The organism is Atopococcus tabaci DSM 17538, from assembly GCF_000429585.1.
Classification (GTDB): domain Bacteria; phylum Bacillota; class Bacilli; order Lactobacillales; family Carnobacteriaceae_A; genus Atopococcus; species Atopococcus tabaci.
Genome location: NZ_AUCD01000054.1, coordinates 1 through 16,447, shown reverse-complemented (window position 1 = coordinate 16,447; position 16,447 = coordinate 1). Strand labels below are relative to the sequence as shown.

The 16,447-nt window shown below is 47.6% G+C and carries 14 protein-coding genes and 1 riboswitch; of the genes, 6 read left to right on the top strand and 8 right to left on the bottom strand.

The window, feature by feature from the left end; genetic code table 11:
* Positions 1-339 precede the first annotated feature (339 nt).
* The 7 genes from G470_RS0108450 to gcvT all read right to left on the bottom strand — a co-directional run bounded on the left by G470_RS0108450 (position 340) and on the right by gcvT (position 9,688).
* Complete coding sequence (locus G470_RS0108450) at positions 340-2,055, bottom strand: Na+/H+ antiporter NhaC family protein (RefSeq protein ID WP_028274452.1); 1,716 nt, start codon at positions 2,053-2,055, stop codon at positions 340-342.
* 72 nt (positions 2,056-2,127) lie between these two features.
* Positions 2,128-2,296: riboswitch (Lysine riboswitch) on the bottom strand.
* Between the two features lie 112 nt (positions 2,297-2,408).
* Positions 2,409-4,253 carry a sodium-extruding oxaloacetate decarboxylase subunit alpha gene (gene oadA, locus G470_RS13155; protein WP_084172149.1) on the bottom strand — a complete coding sequence of 615 codons (1,845 nt, stop codon included), beginning with the start codon at positions 4,251-4,253 and terminating at the stop codon, positions 2,409-2,411.
* Positions 4,254-4,304: 51 nt separating this feature from the next.
* Positions 4,305-5,090, bottom strand: coding sequence for an SDR family oxidoreductase (locus G470_RS0108440; protein ID WP_028274451.1), 786 nt, complete (start codon positions 5,088-5,090; stop codon positions 4,305-4,307).
* Positions 5,091-5,344: 254 nt separating this feature from the next.
* The gene (gcvPB, locus tag G470_RS0108435; RefSeq protein WP_028274450.1) at positions 5,345-6,802 is read right to left on the bottom strand and encodes an aminomethyl-transferring glycine dehydrogenase subunit GcvPB; all 1,458 of its coding nucleotides are present in this window, start codon (positions 6,800-6,802) and stop codon (positions 5,345-5,347) included.
* The gene (gcvPA, locus tag G470_RS0108430; protein WP_028274449.1) at positions 6,799-8,148 is read right to left on the bottom strand and encodes an aminomethyl-transferring glycine dehydrogenase subunit GcvPA; all 1,350 of its coding nucleotides are present in this window, start codon (positions 8,146-8,148) and stop codon (positions 6,799-6,801) included. The genes gcvPB and gcvPA overlap by 4 nt, the downstream gene beginning before the upstream one ends.
* Before the next feature lie 17 nt (positions 8,149-8,165).
* Positions 8,166-8,561 (bottom strand): glycine cleavage system protein GcvH, encoded by a 396-nt coding sequence (gene gcvH, locus G470_RS0108425; RefSeq protein ID WP_028274448.1) that lies wholly within the window; start codon positions 8,559-8,561, stop codon positions 8,166-8,168.
* Positions 8,562-8,587: 26 nt separating this feature from the next.
* The gene (gene gcvT / locus G470_RS0108420) at positions 8,588-9,688 is read right to left on the bottom strand and encodes a glycine cleavage system aminomethyltransferase GcvT (RefSeq protein ID WP_028274447.1); all 1,101 of its coding nucleotides are present in this window, start codon (positions 9,686-9,688) and stop codon (positions 8,588-8,590) included.
* 328 nt (positions 9,689-10,016) lie between these two features.
* Between gcvT and G470_RS0108415 the strand changes: the two genes are divergently transcribed.
* The 4 genes from G470_RS0108415 (at position 10,017) to G470_RS0108400 (ending at position 13,214) form a co-directional block, all read left to right on the top strand.
* Positions 10,017-11,213 carry an iron-containing alcohol dehydrogenase gene (locus tag G470_RS0108415; protein WP_028274446.1) on the top strand — a complete coding sequence of 399 codons (1,197 nt, stop codon included), beginning with the start codon at positions 10,017-10,019 and terminating at the stop codon, positions 11,211-11,213.
* A gap of 12 nt (positions 11,214-11,225) precedes the next feature.
* The gene (locus G470_RS0108410) at positions 11,226-11,486 is read left to right on the top strand and encodes a hypothetical protein (protein ID WP_156908024.1); all 261 of its coding nucleotides are present in this window, start codon (positions 11,226-11,228) and stop codon (positions 11,484-11,486) included.
* Positions 11,487-11,541: 55 nt separating this feature from the next.
* Complete coding sequence (locus G470_RS13150; RefSeq protein ID WP_051258513.1) at positions 11,542-12,675, top strand: GerMN domain-containing protein; 1,134 nt, start codon at positions 11,542-11,544, stop codon at positions 12,673-12,675.
* A gap of 131 nt (positions 12,676-12,806) precedes the next feature.
* Positions 12,807-13,214, top strand: coding sequence for an SRPBCC domain-containing protein (locus G470_RS0108400; RefSeq protein ID WP_028274444.1), 408 nt, complete (start codon positions 12,807-12,809; stop codon positions 13,212-13,214).
* A gap of 95 nt (positions 13,215-13,309) precedes the next feature.
* On the opposite strand, the gene pepV is transcribed toward G470_RS0108400, so the two are convergent.
* The gene (gene pepV / locus G470_RS0108395; RefSeq protein ID WP_028274443.1) at positions 13,310-14,719 is read right to left on the bottom strand and encodes a dipeptidase PepV; all 1,410 of its coding nucleotides are present in this window, start codon (positions 14,717-14,719) and stop codon (positions 13,310-13,312) included.
* Positions 14,720-14,905: 186 nt separating this feature from the next.
* Between pepV and G470_RS0108390 the strand changes: the two genes are divergently transcribed.
* Positions 14,906-15,748: an NAD(P)H-hydrate dehydratase gene (locus tag G470_RS0108390; protein ID WP_028274442.1), complete on the top strand. Its 843-nt coding sequence runs from the start codon at positions 14,906-14,908 to the stop codon at positions 15,746-15,748.
* A gap of 137 nt (positions 15,749-15,885) precedes the next feature.
* Positions 15,886-16,164, top strand: coding sequence for a hypothetical protein (locus tag G470_RS0108380; RefSeq protein WP_028274441.1), 279 nt, complete (start codon positions 15,886-15,888; stop codon positions 16,162-16,164).
* Positions 16,165-16,447: the final 283 nt, after the last annotated feature.

Sequence of the window (16,447 nt, the reverse complement as noted above, 5' to 3'; positions counted from 1 at the left end):
GAGTGGTTTTGGGTGATAGGCAGGACGACCGTCCTGAGTCTCAAAAATTTTAAAGTAATGATCGTCTAATGAATCGACAAAGTTATAGATAGAAAAAACAATATGGTTGGGATCAATACAAGTAGATAATTCTAATGGAAGTGAAGTTTGATTCATGTTATATTGTACGTACATAAAAAGCACCCCTTTAATGTTTAGTGTCGTTACTAATATTATATCAGGGTGCTTTTTGTATGCCTAATTATATATAGCAAAAACGACGAGAAAATTAGTTAATCTAATTTCTCGTCGTTTTTATTTAGTGGCTTTTGTCCCAGCCTCATTTTGACGGTTCGTTCATTATAGTTGCTTTATCTTCTCAGTAGGATCTACTTTCTTTCCAAGTATCCATACCAAGGCGACTATAGCAAGTAACCCAACTAAGAGGGAAATCCATACATTCAATCCTAATGCAGATGGGATATACCCAAATACAATAGATACACTGGCCACTGCAATAGCGTACGGAAGCTGTGTACGGACGTGATCTATGTGGTTAGATCCAGCCCCCATCGATGAAAGTATCGTTGTATCCGAAATCGGTGAACTGTGGTCTCCAAAGATAGCCCCTGTCAACACGGCTCCGGCAGACATAACAACAAATTCAGCGTTACCTGGCTCCAATGCTGCTGCCAATGGAATGGCTAACGGCATTAAAATGCCCATGGTACCGTATGACGTGCCGGTTGCGAATGAGATCACTGCCCCAAACAAGAAAATAACAGTTGGTAGCAACAATGGCGGCATCGATCCACTCAAAAGCGAAACCATATAATCAGCTGTGCCCAGTTGTGTCATCACTCCGCTTAATGACCAAGCCAACAGCAAGATAGCACCGGTGATCAACAAGGATTTCATCCCATTGATCCAGTAATCAATTCCGTCGGCGACTGTAAAGATTTTTTGGGCAACCCCCATCACCAAAGCAATCAAGCTGGCGACAAGAGCAGCTTGGAATAAAACGATACTGGCATCAGATGCTCCAAAGGCCTCCCGGATGGTTTCAAAAGAAAACGGCGCATTTTCAACTAATCCGACGAGCCGGGCATCTCCACTGCCCAACAATGCATCTCTTCCGTTTGTGTAAAATCCGCTCAATGAAAAGACAATCAGTGCACCGATCGGGACCAATGCGTTCCAAATCGTTCCTTCAGCATGCGGTTCTTCATCTGCATCGTTGTCCACCATCGGCTGAGAATCGTCAGCGATGACCTTTCCTTCGTCACGGGAACGAATTTGAGCATGATACATTGTACCGAATTCTCTTAACGACACTGAAGTCACCAACACGAAGAACAACATCAAGATGTTGTAGAAGCGGTATGGGATAGTATCCAAGAATACACCGTACGCATTGACGTCCTGTCCAATTGACGCATAAGCATCATTAATCAATCCAATTTCGTAACCCACCCAAGTGGACACCAACGCGATACCTGCCACAGGTGCGGCGGTAGCATCAACTACGAATGCAAGACGTTCTCTAGAAATTCTCATCTTGTCAGAAACCGGGCGCATGATTGGTCCGACAATCAACGAATTGGCATAGTCGTCGAAAAAGACCAACAATCCCATGACCCATGTGATAACTTGTGTGCTGACGGGTCCTTTGGCGTATTTCGTCAAGGACTCCGCCACTGCCCGGGCTCCGCCCATTTTAGTGATCAACCCAATAAGACCACCAATGGTAAGTACTTGTAAAATGATTCCTGCATTCCATGGGTCGGCCAAGGAATTTAATGCCAGTTGGACAAAGCCGGTAAAACCGGAGACGAGCGCCAAGAGGATATTTTCTCCTCCAGCCATCGACACAATGATGGTTCCGGCATAAACACCGATAAATAGTGACACGACAACGTTTTTTGTGATAAACGCCAACACAATTGCTAAAGCGGGTGGGATTAAAGTCATCCATCCCAATTGCGCCGCTAAACTTGCTTCAGTTTCTGCGGCGAATGCCAGCTCCGGCGTGAACAAAACTAACAAACCCAGCAGCCATATCCACTTCTTCTGCATAATCGTTACTCTCCTTTTCTGCACAAAAAACACCCAGAGTCGTATCGGCTCAGGGTGTATGAATACACGAATTCGCTCGACAGCTCTTCACAAAAATTGTGACAGTCCCGAGGATATTCTCCCCGGACCCAGCACGGAACAATCGGCTTATTCCCTGCTTCGGCGGGTTCCCCTTTCATTTTCATTCATCGGTGCCATCCTCCTGAAAATTACTATTGAAACCCGCGCCTCTATCTGAGTGTTTATTCTGCTTTAAATTACAACGAAATCAGTTTACCTTAATACCCTCAGTAATTCAAGCCTATAGCACCGTATCACCATGACCTTAACAGCATTTATTCATTTTTTTCTAATCAAATGTACATCAGTGTATCCCCTGCTCCAACTGCCTGATTGGGGCTGACAGCGATTCCGGACACTGTTCCGGGTGCAGGAGCCACAATTTCATTTTCCATCTTCATTGCTTCTAATATACACAGGACCTCTCCCGCTTTGACTGCTTGTCCGTCAGCCACCCGCACAGAAAGGATGGTGCCGGGCATCGGTGCTGTCACCGGTTCACCGGACGCTTCCTCGGACTGCCCAGAAGAAGATGACTGCGGATCAGGTGGTTGTGGTTCATTGACTGTAGCCGTTTGTGGTGTCGGTGAGGCACTTCTTGGCGGTGAAGACGGAGCGGTTCCGCCTTCAGCGACTTCTTTCAGCGTCACCTGGTACACTTCTCCGCCAACATTGATTTCATAATGGCGCATAGGGGATTTTTCAGATGGGTCTGGACGGGGAGCAGACGGCGCTGTTGGTGGTGTCGGAGCCGATTCAGCGGATTCCATGGCGGGTGCCTTTTTCTCTTCCGGCCCATATTTCTTTTCCAAAAAAGTTTTGCCGACTTGCGGGAAGAGGGCGTAGGTCAATACATCCTCATCTGATTGGGCCAATTCGCCCAACTCTCTCTTCAAGCTCTCGAACTCATCTGCTAAATGATCCGCCGGACGGTCAGTCATGACTTCGTCGTCTCCAATGATGGACTGCCGGAAAGTCTCATCAACCGGGACCGGTGACTTTCCGTATTCTCCGTGTAAGTAATCCTTCACTTCGTTCGGCACCATCTTGTAACGCTCGCCGGACAGCACATTGAAAACAGCCTGCGTACCGACCATTTGACTCATTGGAGTAACTAACGGCGGATACCCTAAGTCGGCCCGGACGCGCGGCACTTCTTCCAACACTTCGTCATAACGGTCCAAGGCGTTGGCCTGCTTCAACTGCGAGAGTAGATTGGACAGCATTCCGCCGGGCACTTGATAAATCAACGCCCTCGGATCAGCGGTCAGGACGGTCGGAGTCATCGTTCCTTCTTTCAAATACTTCTCTCGAATCGGTTTGAAATAATTGGCAATTTCTTCCAACAGGTCGACGTTCAACCGTGTAGGAGTAGCACTTTCCGCGAGGGCCAATGCCATCGTTTCTGTCGGCGGCTGACTGGTCCCTCCGGAAAACGGACTGATGGCAGTATCAATGATGTCCGCGCCTGCTTCCACCGCCTTCAGCAGTGTCATCTGTGCGGTGCCGCTTGTGGCGTGGGTGTGCACATCAATCGGCACAGAAACCACCTTCCGTATGGAGCCAACGAGTTTTTCAGCCATATATGGGGTTAAAATACCCGCCATGTCTTTGATACAGATAGAGTCCGCGCCCATGGCTTCCAACTCTTGCGCCAACTCAGTGAAGTACTTCACTGTATGTACTTCACTGGTTGTATAACAGATGGTCAGTTGGGCGTGCGCACCGTATTTTTTCACGGCATTCAGCGAGGCCTGCAAGTTGCGTGAATCGTTTAATGCATCAAATATGCGGAACACATCTATCCCATTCTCCACTGCTTTCTGGACAAACTTATCCACGATGTCATCCGCGTAATGACGGTAACCAATCAAGTTTTGTCCCCTCAAGAGCATTTGGAGTTTGGTGTTTTTGGTTCGTTTCCGGATTTCGCGCAGTCGTTCCCAAGGGTCTTCGTTTAAAAAACGGATTGCCGCATCGAACGTCGCCCCGCCCCACATTTCCAGCGCAAAGTATCCGGCCTGGTCCAACTTGTCCACAATTGGCAGCATGTCTTCTGTTGACATCCGTGTAGCCATCAAACTTTGGTGGGCATCACGCAGAACCGTTTCTACCACTTCAATCGTTTTATCTGCCATACCTCTTCCCTCCATGTGCTTGTTTTGGAGATGCAGTGTACCCATTTGGAGTTATAGTGCTTTGACAAGGCCGCCGTCTACTAGAAGTGTCTGTCCGGTCATATACGTATTCGCTCCAGAAACAAGGAACGCAGCCACTTTGGCAAATTCTTCGGGCTCGCCGTACCGCTGCATTGGAATGGATGATTCGGATGCGCGACGTTCTTCTTCTTCGCTTATCCCTTGTTTTTCAGCCCTTGTTTGGTCCAAGGACACAATACGGTCCGTAGAGATGCGGCCGGCGCCGATTGTGTTTACGAGAATGTTGTCGGCAGCCAATTCCTGCGAGAGTGATTTGCTGAGTCCGGCGATTCCCATCCGGAAGACGTTGGACAATATCAGGTTATCTAACGGCTGCTTGACCGATGCCGATGCATTGTTCAGGATTCGTCCGCCCTGTTTTTTCAGATCCGGCAACACTTCCCGGATGAGACGGACATAACTCAACAACGTCAGCTCAAATGCACTTTGCCAATCTTCATCACTAAATGTTTCAAAGGTGCCGGCAGGCGGTCCCCCAGTGTTGTTCACTAAAACAGAGATCGAACCCAATGTGTCTCGAGTTTCTTGAACCAAACGACGAATCTCATCGGGATTGGTGATGTCTGCGGCAACATATGCCACTTTCCCTTGAGCTGTTCCTTCAATTTCTTCTTTTGTCGCCTTCAGCTTCTCTTCGCTGCGGCTGGTCAACATGACATTAGCGCCTTCTTTTGCCAGTTCCGCAGCTATAGCTTTGCCCAATCCTTGACTGGACGCGACAACAAGTGCTGTTTTCTCTTTCAATTTCAAATCCACTTGTGTTCATCCTTCCTTTCCTGACACTGTATATGCGTGTTCTTATATTCATTGTACAACTCTTTTCGTTTTTTGAAAAAGATGTCATACTTTTTGTCTTAAATATCTATCTCAAACGAATTATTTCCTCGTTCTTTGAAATAGTTGCCCTGTGAGCCGTTCTCAAGTGAAGTAATCAGTCGTTGCTTTCGGTATTTGCTCTGATACAAAAAAGGAACCACAGCTTTGGATGCTGCAGCTCCTTAATGTAATCATTATTTTTGATACACAACAACCGGTTTGCGCGAGGCGGTGACTTCATCCATCCGGCGCACACTCTTATCGTGCGGTGCTTCACGGAGAAGTTCCGGTGATTCTTCTGCTTCTTTCACGATTTGAATCATCGCATCCGCAAATTCGTCCAGCATTTCTTTTGGTTCTGTCTCGGTCGGCTCGATCATTAACGCTTCTTCCACGATTAATGGGAAGTAAACCGTCGGCGCATAGATACCGAAATCAAGCAGACGCTTCGCGATGTCCAGTGTCCGTACATCGTGTTTTTTCAAATTGGAGCCCGAAAGAACAAATTCGTGCATGCAGTATTGCGGATAAGGCGTCTTGAAGTAAGGCTCCAAGCGGCTCTTCAAGTAGTTGGCATGAAGAACAGCACTCTCGGAAACCTGCTTCAATCCTTCCGGTCCCATCGTACGGATGTACGAATACGCCCGTACATTGACCCCAAAGTTGCCCCAGTAACCTTTGACGCGTCCGATGGCATCTGGGTAATCTGAAGAGACCACATATCGGTCGCCTTCTTTTTCCACACGCGGAACAGGCAAAAATGGTTCCAAATGCAACTTGACGCCGACTGGACCGGAACCTGGCCCCCCTCCGCCATGCGGTGTGCTGAAAGTTTTATGCAAGTTCAAGTGCACCACGTCAAAGCCCATCATGCCGGGCGTTGATTTGCCTAAAATGGCGTTCGCATTGGCGCCGTCATAATACAACAACCCGCCTGCATCGTGGATGATTTCCGCCATTTCAGCGATGTCTTTTTCAAATAACCCGAGTGTATTCGGATTCGTGAGCATCAATCCCGCCGTGTCGTCTCCGACAGCTGCTTTCAATGCTTCAATGTCGACAGTGCCGCGCTCGTTTGATTTGATTTCCACCACGTCAAATCCAGCAACTACTGCACTCGCCGGGTTGGTGCCGTGCGCGGAATCGGGAATCAAAATCTTTTTGCGCTGCTCGCCTTCCCCGTTTTTCGCATGGTAAGCTTTGAGAATCAACAGACCTGTCCACTCACCTTGAGCACCCGCTGCCGGCTGCAACGTCATGGCGTCCATACCGGTAACTTCTTTCAAATCTTCCTGCAGTTCATACATCAATTGCAGCGCGCCTTGTGTGGTGTTTGTCGGCTGCAAAGGATGGATAGCGGAAAACCCGGACATTTTGGCTGCGACTTCGTTTCGTTTCGGATTGTATTTCATCGTGCAGGAACCGAGTGGGTAAAAACCGGTCTCCACGCCGAAGTTTTTATTGGACAGAGCGGTGTAATGGCGCATCAACTGCAGCTCGGAAATTTCTGGAAGTTCCGGCTCTTCGCTGCGCAACAAATGGGACGGCAGCTCCTCGTTCAATTCCACTGTGTCAACATCATTTTTCGGAAGGCTGTACGCTGTTCTTCCCGGCTGACTGATTTCGAAAATCAATGAGTTATAGTTTTTCATTTAGAGACCGCCTCCAATCGTTCGACGAATGCATCCATTTCCGCCTTGGTCCGCTTTTCTGTTGCGCAAAGCAGCATGCAGTTGTCCTGCCCGATCCATTTGGATACATCGTATCCGCCGATAAAGCCTTCTTGGAGCAACGCTTCGTTGACGTCATCGACCGGTTTGTCGAGTTTCACTACAAATTCGTGGAAGAAAGGCGTTTTGTTGACAACCTTCAATCCTTTTTCCGACAACCGTTTGGCTAAGTAATGTGACTTGTTTACGTTTTGCTGAGCCATCTCTTGGATACCCTGTTTTCCGAGGGCAGACATGCAAACAGCAGACGCCAGAGCGTTCAACGCTTGGTTGGAACTCATGTTGGAAGTCGCTTTTTCGCGACGGATGTGCTGTTCGCGTGTCTGAAGAGTCATGACAAACCCGCGCTTTCCTTCTGCGTCAGTGGCTTGTCCCACAATCCGGCTCGGCACTTTACGTATATGTTTTTTCTTGACGGTGAAGTACCCGCAGTGTGGGCCTCCATAAGACATCGGCAGTCCCAACGGCTGCATGTCCCCGACGACGATATCAGCCCCAAGTTTTCCTGGTGCTTCCAACAAGCCTAACGCCAATGGATTGGCCATCACAATCAACATCGCTTTGGACTCGCTCATCGCTTCTTTGATCGTTTTCAAATCTTCAATGCCGCCGAAGAAGTTCGGGTATTGAACCACAACGGCTGCCGTGTCTTCTCCGATTTGTCCCATCAATTGATCCACATCCGTGATTTCGCCTTTCAACGCTACATCTTCAATGGTGTATTCCATTCCGTATGCATACGTCTGCAGCACTTCTCTGGCTTGCGGATGAATGGCGGAAGACACGAGGACAGTGGTTTTTTTCGTTGTTGACGTCGCCAAGTTGCACGCTTCTCCCAGAGACGTAAATCCGTCATACAAGGAAGAATTGCTGACATCCATGCCTGTCAATTCGCAAATCATCGACTGAAACTCAAACAACGCCTGCAATTCCCCTTGGCTCGCTTCAGGTTGGTACGGTGTATAAGCAGTCAAAAATTCAGAGCGTGAAGTCACCGCATCCACCACACTTGGAATATAGTGATCGTACACACCGGCGCCTAAGAAAATCGGATAATCTTCTGCTGTGTGGTTCTTTTCCGCAAGCTGCTTCAACTGCTTCATCAACTCTGTTTCCGACATGACATCCGGCACACGAATGGCTTCGCGCAGACGGACGGCTTCAGGGATCTCTGAAAACAATTCTTCGACGGAAGAGATGCCGATGGCTTCCATCATCTCTTGTCTGTCTTTTTCTGTATCCGGCAAATAACTAAATTGTTCTGTCATTCGTCAATCTCCTTGGGTTAGTCTTCCAATTCGGATAGATAATTTTGATATTCTTCGTAGCTCAACAAACCTTCTTGGCTGAATGGTTCCGGACTTTCAATTTCTACCAACCAACCGTCTTCAAATGGAGATTCGTTCAACACTTCTGGTTCGTCTTCCAATCTTGAGTTCACGGACTGGATGCTTCCTGAAACGGGTGCATAAATTTCAGAAGTGGATTTTACGGATTCAACTGTCGCAAACTCTTCTTCTGCGATAAATTCGCTGTCTGTTTCAGGCAAATCGACGAAGACAATGTCTCCAAGCTGATCTACTGCGTAGTCAGTGATGCCGATACGGACCACTGTTTCTCCTTTGACCTCGATCCATTCGTGTTCTTTAGTGTACAAAAAGGCTTCTTTATTTGCCGCCATTGTGCATTCTCCTTCCACTCAATTCGTTATTTTTTATAAAATGGTTTTTGAACCAATTTTGCTTCAATCGTTCTGTTTCGAACCTGTATCCAAATCGGTGTGTCGATTTCTTTGAAATCTGTGTCGATCAACACCAAGCCGATACTTTTTCCAAGTGTCGGAGATTTCGTGCCGGAAGTGACCGTTCCAATCGTTTCCCCAGATTCATTCACGACTGAGGCCCCTTCACGTGCAATGCCTTTTCCGACCAGTTCAAATCCGCGGCTGACTCGTTTCAAGCCTTCTTCCCGCTGTTTTCTCAAGGCGTCTTGACCAATGAAAGGCTGTGCTTTCTTTGTTTTTACGGCAAATCCGATCCCGCCTTCCAAAGGCGTGATTTCTTCTGAAAGCTCGTGTCCGTAAAGCGCCAACCCGGCTTCCAAGCGCAACGTGTCCCGTGCTCCCAGTCCGCAGCGCGTTACTTTTCCTTCTCCGGCTTCCAACAAAGCTTCCCACAGATGGGGAATGTGATCCCATTTGGTGTACAGTTCAAAGCCGTCTTCTCCGGTGTACCCGGTCCGTGCCAGCAACACCCCTTCCTGCCCCGCAACAGTTGTGTTGGGAATGAAGTGATAGGATTTTAATGCCGTCAAATCTGCGTCGGTCACTTTGGATATTATTTCTTCTGAAAGCGGCCCTTGCAGAGCCAACAAGCCGTACTCGTCAGAGCGGTTCTCTACTGTGATGCCGTTCTCTTGGTGTTCAATAAGCCATTGGTATATTTTTTCAGTGTTGGAGGCGTTGGGCGTGATTAAAAACTCATCCTCTGCCAACTTAAAGATAATCAAATCATCCAGCGTTCCGCCGTTTTCGTTGCAGACAGCGTTATATTGCGCTTGATTGACCTTAACTTTTGTGGTGTTGTTTGTCATCAACCCATTCAACCATTCCACTGCCTGTTCTCCTTTGACAAAAATCTCTCCCATATGAGATGTGTCAAAAAGGCCCGCTTCGTTACGGACGGCGTGGTGTTCGTCAAGAATGCTTGTAAACTGCACCGGCAGTGCCCATCCCCCAAAGTTCATTAATTTAATTTTATCGTCTTTATAGTGCTTATATAAAGGCGTCTGTTTCAAATTGCCTTCCATTCCATTCCTCCTCCCGAGGTGACAAGGACCTCTTACATGAATTATAGCATCTTCTGCAGAAGAGAGATAGAGACTTTATCGAAAAACCGATTAAAAACATCACATACAGCCTTAAACGTTCGGAATTAACTTAAAAAACGTCCTTTAAATTTCTTTTTTTCATACAAACATTACCATTTCTCACAAAAACCCGATCAAAACATTCGACAGGTCCGGATATCGTGCGTCCTCATAGTCAGTAATATCCCGGTTCGGATTCTTATTTAAAGCGCGTATCTCTGTGCTATACTTGAAATAGGAAGAAACCACATAAAGGAGTGCTGACAGTATGCAACAAGAAATTGCGAATTTCGTTTTCTATAACCCGGTGAAAATCGTATTCGGGAAAAACCGTATCCCGGAACTGGCTTCGCTTATCCCGGACGGAAAAAAGGTGTTGATTACTTACGGTGGAGGCAGCGTCAAACGTTTCGGCACACTGGACCGCGTCAAAGAAGCATTGAAAGATTTTGAATATGGAGAGTTTGGCGGAATTGAAGCCAACCCTACCTATGAAACATGTATAGAAGCCGTCGAAAAAATCAAAGCGGAAGGATACGATTACCTCTTGGCGGTCGGAGGCGGTTCAGTTATCGATGGCACAAAATTCATCGCCGCTGCCGCAGAGTTTGACGGCAACCCGATTGATATTTTCGGGAAAGGTCTCGGCAAAGGGCTGGCCATAGAAAAAGCGTTGCCGTTCGGTACCGTGTTGACTCTGCCGGCCACCAGTTCCGAGATGAATGAAACATCTGTCATCAGCTTTAAAGAAAAAAGCGCAAAAGTCAGTTTCAGCCATCCAGCTGTGTTCCCACAGTTCTCCATACTGGAACCTGAGTTGACTTACACCTTGCCGAAACGCCAACTGGCAAACGGGGTCTCGGACGCTTTCATCCATATCATCGAGCAATATTTGACGTACCCGGTCGGCGGAATGGTGCAAGACCGTTTTGCAGAAAGTTTGCTGCAGATTTTGATAGAAATCGGACCGGACGTGGTGGATGAAGACAACCACGATTACAACTTACGGGCCAATTTCATGTGGACCGCCACCATTGCTTTGAACCGTCTGTTGTCCAAAGGCGTACCTGGGGATTGGGCTACCCATTCATTGGGCCATCAAATCACGGTATTGAACAGCACAGACCATGCCCGTTCCTTGACTGCGGTTCTTCCGGCTTTGATGCATGTCCGGAGAAAAGAAAAACACGACAAACTCATCCAATATGCCGAACGCGTCTGGGGAATCACCGAAGGAACTGACGAAGAAAAAATCAATGCCGCTATCTCCCGCACCACCGACTTTTTCCACAGCTTGGACATGCCGGTGTCACTGAGAGAAGTTGGTGTTGACGAATCCGATATCGACCAATTGGTTTCCCAACTCGAGCGGCATGAAACAGACCGCATCGGCGAAGACGGCGTACAGACATTGGAAACCAGCCGGGAAATTTATCTCACAGCCTTGACCAATGATTTTCTATAATTATTTGAAAGGATGAGGACAAGGGACGCTTACGTCCTCGGCACTTACAGTTCGTTGAACAAAACCATCATTGCCTATGACACCCTCGTCATGAACGGCTATCCAAAAGACGGTTTTTATTTAGTTGCAAACAAAGACACACAAGCCGCTTTTCCACGTGATCTTGATGAGGTCATCCGTCCGGAACTTCCTCAATCTCCCGCAATCACGGAGGAACACCCGCAACAGTTGGCGGAAGGCAGATTTTTGTTGGTTGTGACTGAGTCGAAGTAGTCATCGAACTGCCCTGTCCTCTCTTTTCCAAATTGTAAAATGAGGAGAATGAAGTATGAAACGTTTAACCCATTTGTTGCCGCTGCTTGCTTCATCCATGTTGCTTTTCGGATGCGGCATGCTCGGCGCACAAGAAGACGTGCCGCCTGCGGACACAGCGGAAACAAGTAGTGAATCCGTCGACACGACTGATACGGGGGCAGACACTTCGGATACCACAGACACTTCTAAAAACGAACCTGAAGATCTTGTGGAATACTACAAACCCCACTACCCTGATCACCGTTACGAGTTTGTCGGCGAAGGCAATGAGTTTGCCTCTTATTGGATGTATCCTCAATACGTCACAGACACCCATATCCAATTTGCCATGAACAATGGCGGTACGCAGACTGTGAGAGTCTACGAATACACGGAAAATGAACTCCGGGAAGTGTTCGTCCGCAACGAAACTTACTTCCGAGAAAATTTCATTGAACGCTTGGATCAATTGGAAAGCGAGCAACCGGAAGAAATCATTCTCCAAGGGCCTCTGGAAGTCGGACACTCTTGGGAGAGCCCTTCTGGTTCTGTTTCTGAAATCACTGATTTAAGAGCACCGGTGGATATCCTGTTTGGATCGTTTGAAGCGGTGGAAGTAACGACAACCAGGGACGACACTACCACACGCCAATATTTCGTCCATGAAATCGGCTTGATTAAAAGTGAATTCGAAAATGCGGATGGTTCTATTGTAACCTCTGAGTTGGAACGAGCCATTGAAGAACCGGAAACACAGACTATTCAAGTGTATTACCCGGATGATCAAGCTTTGGGACTCGATACGTCACAGATGGAATTGTCTTTTCAAACCAATGACGTGACGCGTGAAGTGTTGGCAGCCGCATTGAAAGACATCCCCGACTATACCGGAGACGGGTTGATCGGACCGAACGTCACGATAAACTACTTGTACTTGAATGAGGACGGCCGCGTATATGTAGACTTCTCCCGTGAATTGGTGGAAGAGATGAACGCCGGCTCTGGGACCGAAATGCTGATTCTTCAAGCGATTGTCAACACCATCGGCGAGTATTACGGTGTGGAAGAAGTTGTGTTGACAGTGGAAGGCAATCCGTATGAATCCGGTCATATTTTGATGGAAGCAGGCCAAGCGTTTGAAGTCGATCACAGCCAAGTGAATGAATAAGGGACACCAAAGAAGAGGTCGGGCTTCCCCCGCCCTCTTCTTTTTGATTTGTGCGCGGGACGACTCACTTTTCCGTGAAAGATGGTATCATGAGAAAATGAACTAATAATCAGAATCTGGAGGAACTTTATATGGCAAATGAATTAACGGTGAAAGACGAAACTTTGATTGAAACTCCCCCTTCCCTTGTCTGGAAAGTGCTGGTGAATCCAACATACGTGGCCCAGTGGGATGAACTCCCGGAAGACTACCCGAGCGACAACATGACCGCCGGCAGCAAAGTCGTGCGGGAGCCCCCAAACGGCGATCAAACCATCACCACCGTCATTAAAGCGGAAGAAAACACCGAATTGGTCATCGCGTTGTATGGTTCCAATTGGAAAAACCAACCTAAAGAAGGCGACGTGGCTTACCGCTACCGCTTGGAACCGCAGAACAGCGGAACCTTGTTGAAAATGGAAATCGGTGACTTCTCTCTTTTGGAAAATGGCCGGGACTACTACGATGCTTCCATTGAATTTGCAGCGGATTCCAAATAGACAATCAAAAAGCTGGCAGAAGAAGATTGATTCCAATTTTGCCTAAACAAAAAATCTCTTCCTTTTGACAGGAAGAGAGTTTTTTTAGTCTAGCATTATTTGATCAGTTCATAAATGGCTTCTGCGTAGATGGCCATTGCATCCATTAAGTTGTCTACGGCCATAAATTCATTTGCCTGGTGCATCGTGTCGATGCTGTCCGGGAACATTGCGCCGTACGCCACTCCGCGTTTCATCAAACGGCCGTACGTACCACCGCCGATGACCTGCTCGTGGGCTTCTAACCCTGTTTGACGCGCATAAACGTCCAACAACGTTTGTACCAATGGGTCGTTTCCTGGAACGTAGTGCGGTTCTTTTCCTTTGTTGCGGCTGACTGTCATGTTGTAAGTCGACACTTTTTCTTTGACTGTTTCAGTGATTGCTTCCGCTGTTGTGGACTGTGGGAAGCGGAAGTTCAATGAAATTTTTCCGCCTTCGCCTTCTGCATAAGAGAATACTCCAACGTTCATTGTCAATTCGCCCATCACTTCATCGGTGGAAGCGACGCCCAATTTCTCTCCTTTAGGATCGTCATGCAACAATGTCGCAGCTGTTTCGATGAAGTTGGCTGCATCTCCTCCGAAAGCATAACCGGACAAGAAGTTCGCCAAGTACGTACCGGCATTCTCACCTGACGCCGGGCTGGCTCCGTGAGCGGATTTTCCAACTACGGTGATTGTGACTCGGTTTCCATCGACCGCTACAGTTCCGGTGACCGGCAAACTTTCTTCATAGTCATTGAAGGCTTGTTCGAATACGTCTGCTTCTTCGCTCTCAAAGACCGCCACAGCATCTTGCGGCACCATGTTCTCCCGCAAGCCTGCTTGGAAACTAATCAGCTTGTTTTTTCCACCTTCGCTGTTTCCTTCTGTTTCCAAGTATACTGAAACGTTCCCTTTTTCTCCATTGATGATCGGGAAGTTAGCATCCGGTGAGAATCCGAAGTCCGGTTCTTTTTCCACACTTAAGTAGTGTGCCATGCCTTTCCATTCGCTTTCCTCATCTGTTCCAAGGATAAAGCGGACTTTCTTGGAAACCGGCAAGCCCAAGTCTTTGATGATTTTAAGCGCATAGTAAGCAGCCATTCCCGGTCCTTTGTCGTCGCTGGCCCCGCGGGCATAGATGCGGCCGTCTTTGATGACAGGCTCAAACGGGTCTGTTTCCCAGCCGGTACCGACCGGAACCACGTCTACGTGTGCCAACACGCCCATGATCTCGTCGCCTTCTCCATATTCCATATGGCCGGCAAGATTTGAAAAGTTTTCTGTTTTAAATCCGTCCCGTTCTCCGATTTTCAAGAATGCTTCCAATGCTTCTTTCGGTCCCGGTCCTACCGGTGCATCTTCAGTCGCTTGTTCGTCGTCGCGTACACTGTCAATGCGCAAGATGGCAAACAAGTCTTCCAAAAATTCCTCTTTGCGCTTCTGCGCTTCCTGTTTCCAATCGATTGGTTGATTCGTCATAACACAACTCCCTTTCTCATTAAACTCCAACAAGTCCATCATATCATTTTTACTATACGAGACCAAACTGAATTCTTCTATTTCATCGAAAAACAAATTGCAAGAACCCTTAAAAATGACAATGCCGTCTTTTTCTCTTTATAATGAATGCATTGATGGACTTATCAAGTTTAAGGAGTGAATGACGTGAAGCAGATAAAAGATTTGTTTGTCCTCCATTCAATACCAGAAAGAAGGGCCGACAGCCACAAAGGCGATTACGGACGGGTGCTGTTCATAGGGGGAAACCACCAAATGGGTGGCGCCGCCATCCTCGCTTCTTCGGCCGCCGTGTACAGCGGAGCCGGATTGGTCACCGTCGCCACCGATCCGTCCAATAAGACCGCTCTGCTTGCGCGGCTGCCTGAAGCGATGACATTGGATATGTATGACACCGATACTTTGCAGTCGGTAATGCAGACCGTTGATGTGGTTGTGATCGGTCCCGGTCTTGGAAAAACAGAAAAAGAATGGCACGTGATGAAGACGGTGCTGGAGACCATCCAGCCGCATCAGCATCTGGTCATTGACGGTGACGGCATCTCCCTTTTTGTCAAACACCAAGCCACTGTGCCGGATGCGCATGTCGTCTTCACCCCTCACCCGGGAGAGTGGGAACGGCTGAGTGGTTTGAGCCCTAAAGAAGAAAACCAAGAAAAAAACAAACAGGCACGAAACGAATTAGGCGCGATCATTGTGTTGAAAAAGCACCGGACCGAAATTTATTTTGATGAGGAAGTTTGGCAAAACACCACCGGAACACCGGCTCAAGCCACCGGCGGAATGGGCGATACTTTAGCCGGGATGATTGCAGCGTTTCTAGGACAATTCCAAGCCCCTAAAAAAGCATTGCTGTCAGCTGTGTATCTCCACAGCCGCATTGCAGAAGACTTGGAAGCCACACAGTACGTCACCCTGCCGACTCACATCATCGACCGCATCCCTGAAACAATGAAACAGTACACCAAGCGCAGGCTGCCGAGCATCTAAACCTTCTTTCCGCCCGTTACCAGACATTGTTTTCGGTGAAGGGCGGCTTTCTTATTCGTCACAACGGGGTTTTCATTTCTTCTTTGTTCCACTACAATAATAACGTACGCATCATTCACTAAAGGAGTTCCCTGCTTATGCTAAAGAATCATTCCACATTGACTATTGGAATAATCGGCCTTATTTTAGGTTTTTTGATCACCTATTTCGACTTTAATTTCCTCTTTTTGATTGCCCTCGTGGTGGTCACGCTTTTGGTTATCATGCGCCGGCCCAGAACTCCGGACACAGGAACAAAAGCGCAGCAAGATGCTTCACTGAAAAGATCCCGGGATATGACGGTCGCCGGACTCATGGCTGCCCTCGGTGCGGTATTGGCATTCATCTTAAAGTACTACATCATCGGAGTGCACTAATGTCGGAAAACCAAAAAGCCACAAAGGAAAGGTTCTATAATATTTGGTGTTGGTGAATCAAAATGATTCGCTGATACCTTTTTTGTATTTAAAATGCAAAAAGGTCAGTGAACCCCTATAATTAAGTTACCTTACAAAACGATAGGAGGATTCACATGACCCAACTTCATTTTACAAAAGAATTACTTGGAATGAAAGAGGAAAACATTCAGTTAGACAATCAGACAGTCACATATCACAAGAAACGCGGTGTAGAGCACATAGTCCTCCACGGAACGTTGAC

Excerpts from the sequence above, each read along its gene's own strand:
- G470_RS0108450 (WP_028274452.1), bottom strand. The coding sequence starts at position 2,055 with ATGCAGAAGAAGTGGATATGGCTGCTGGGTTTGTTAGTTTTGTTCACG.
- oadA (WP_084172149.1), bottom strand. The coding sequence starts at position 4,253 with ATGGCAGATAAAACGATTGAAGTGGTAGAAACGGTTCTGCGTGATGCC.
- gcvPB (WP_028274450.1), bottom strand. The coding sequence starts at position 6,802 with ATGAAAAACTATAACTCATTGATTTTCGAAATCAGTCAGCCGGGAAGA.
- gcvPA (WP_028274449.1), bottom strand. The coding sequence starts at position 8,148 with ATGACAGAACAATTTAGTTATTTGCCGGATACAGAAAAAGACAGACAA.
- gcvH (WP_028274448.1), bottom strand. The coding sequence starts at position 8,561 with ATGGCGGCAAATAAAGAAGCCTTTTTGTACACTAAAGAACACGAATGG.
- gcvT (WP_028274447.1), bottom strand. The coding sequence starts at position 9,688 with ATGGAAGGCAATTTGAAACAGACGCCTTTATATAAGCACTATAAAGAC.
- G470_RS0108415 (WP_028274446.1), top strand. The coding sequence starts at position 10,017 with ATGCAACAAGAAATTGCGAATTTCGTTTTCTATAACCCGGTGAAAATC.
- G470_RS0108410 (WP_156908024.1), top strand. The coding sequence starts at position 11,226 with ATGAGGACAAGGGACGCTTACGTCCTCGGCACTTACAGTTCGTTGAAC.
- G470_RS13150 (WP_051258513.1), top strand. The coding sequence starts at position 11,542 with ATGAAACGTTTAACCCATTTGTTGCCGCTGCTTGCTTCATCCATGTTG.
- G470_RS0108400 (WP_028274444.1), top strand. The coding sequence starts at position 12,807 with ATGGCAAATGAATTAACGGTGAAAGACGAAACTTTGATTGAAACTCCC.
- pepV (WP_028274443.1), bottom strand. The coding sequence starts at position 14,719 with ATGACGAATCAACCAATCGATTGGAAACAGGAAGCGCAGAAGCGCAAA.
- G470_RS0108380 (WP_028274441.1), top strand. The coding sequence starts at position 15,886 with ATGCTAAAGAATCATTCCACATTGACTATTGGAATAATCGGCCTTATT.